2 protein-coding genes are annotated in these 2,134 nt (G+C 61.8%); both read left to right on the top strand.

All coding sequences use genetic code 11. The features are described from left to right. On the top strand, window positions 1-510 hold a 510-nt coding region (locus tag EN939_RS31370), incomplete at its 5' end, for a CoA-binding protein (protein WP_245473238.1). Window positions 511-735: 225 nt separating this feature from the next. Continuing rightward, window positions 736-2,016: an O-acetylhomoserine aminocarboxypropyltransferase gene (locus tag EN939_RS31365; protein WP_127269928.1), complete on the top strand. Its 1,281-nt coding sequence runs from the start codon at window positions 736-738 to the stop codon at window positions 2,014-2,016. Window positions 2,017-2,134 lie beyond the last annotated feature (118 nt).

Genomic DNA, 2,134 nt, shown 5'->3' with positions numbered 1-2,134 from the left:
AGCTACGACAACACCTACATCGCCGGCATCCTCAATTCGGTGAAGACCATCGCCATGGTCGGCGCGTCCGCCAACGATGTGCGGCCAAGCTATTTCGTGCTGAAATATCTGCTGGCCAAGGGATTTTCGGTGTTTCCGATCAATCCTGGCCAGGCCGGCAAGGAGATCCTCGGCCGGATGACCTATGCGAGGCTCGCCGATATTCCCGAGCCGATCGACATGGTCGATGTCTTTCGCGCGCCGGCGGCGGTGCCCGGCATCGTCGACGAGGCGTTGCGGCTCGATCCCTTGCCGAAAGTCATCTGGATGCAGCTTGGCGTTCGCCATGACGAGGCCGCCGCGCGCGCCGAGGCCGCCGGCATCAAGGTGGTGATGAACCGCTGCCCCAAGATCGAATACGGCAAGCTGTCCGGCGAGATCGGCTGGACCGGCGTCAATTCCGGTGTGCTGTCGTCGAAGAAGCCGCTGATGCGGTCGGGATTCCAGAGTTTTGGCGTGCGCCAGAAGTAGGACACGTCGCTAAAAGTGCGCGGCGGTTTTGGGATAACGACGTGCACCAAAAGCAAGGCCTGATGCGCAATGCGCCTTGGGCGCAAAATTATTCCTTAGACCAGTGCATTTTCTCGGGCCTCGGCCGCAGATCGTTCGCCGAAGGGCATTTTCTTCTTTGCATTCGCGCTCATGCTTCGCCAAGAATGCCCGGCGATTTCAAGAGTTTCAAAAGGGAGGTTTTCAGTGACCCGCACGCCAGGTTTCAACACGCTCGCCGTCCATGCCGGTGCCAAGCCCGATCCGGCGACCGGCGCGCGTGCCACGCCGATCTACCAGACGACCTCCTTCGTCTTCGACGATGCCGACCATGCCGCGTCGCTGTTCGGGCTGAAGGCCTTCGGCAACATCTACACCCGCATCATGAATCCGACGCAGGCGGTGCTGGAAGAGCGCATGGCGGCCCTCGAAGGTGGCACGGCGGCACTCGCGGTCGCTTCCGGCCACGCCGCGCAGGTGATCGTGTTCCACAATCTGATGCAGCCGGGCGACAATTTCGTTGCCGCCAACAAGCTTTATGGCGGTTCGATCAACCAGTTCGGCCATGCCTTCAAGAATTATGGCTGGGAGGTGCGCTGGGCCGACACCAACGACATCTCGACCTTCGAGAGCCAGATCGACGACAGGACCAAGGCGATCTTCATCGAGAGCCTGGCCAATCCGGGCGGCACCTTCGTCGATATCGAGAAGATCGGCGACATCGCGCGCAAGCATGGCCTGCCGCTGATCGTCGACAACACGCTGGCTTCGCCCTACCTGATCCGGCCGATCGAGCATGGCGCCGACATAGTCGTCCATTCGCTGACCAAGTTCATCGGTGGCCACGGCAATTCGATCGGTGGCGCCATCGTCGACGGCGGCACCTTCGACTGGTCGAAGTCGGGCAAATACCCGATGCTGTCGGAACCGCGCCCCGAATATGGCGGTCTTGTCCTGCACGAAACCTTCGGCAATTTCGCTTTCGCCATTGCCGCGCGCGTGCTCGGCCTGCGCGATCTCGGTCCGGCGATCTCGCCCTTCAACGCCTTCCTCATCTTGACCGGCCTGGAGACCTTGCCGCTTCGCATGCAGCGCCACTGCGACAACGCCGTGACGGTCGCCGCCTGGCTGTCCAACCACCCCAAGGTCGCGTCGGTGAACTATCCAGGCCTGCCGACCGATAAGAACAATGCGCTGCAGAAGAAATACTCGCCGCAGGGCGCCGGTGCCGTGTTCACCTTCGCTCTCAAGGGCGGCTATGACGCCGGCGTGAAATTTGTCGAGGCGCTCGAGCTGTTCTCGCACCTGGCCAATGTCGGCGACACCAAGTCGCTGGTCATCCACCCGGCCTCGACCACGCACCGCCAGCTTTCCGACGAGCAGAAGGTCAAGGCCGGCGCAGGACCGGACACGGTGCGGCTTTCGATTGGCATCGAGGACGTCAACGACATCGTCGCCGACCTCGAACAGGCGCTAGCCAAGGTCTGACCGATCATGAGCGAGTCAAAATTTCTTGCCATCGGCGTCGACACTGTCGACGCCGAACAGGGCGCGCCGACGCCGGATCGGCTGATCTCGGGCGATCCCAAATTCCTCACCTGGAATG

This window comes from Mesorhizobium sp. M7A.F.Ca.CA.002.05.1.1 (genome assembly GCF_003998335.1).
Taxonomy (GTDB): Bacteria; Pseudomonadota; Alphaproteobacteria; order Rhizobiales; family Rhizobiaceae; genus Mesorhizobium.
The sequence above is the reverse complement of the archived record's forward strand: the minus strand, read 5'-3'. Positions and strand labels throughout refer to the sequence as shown.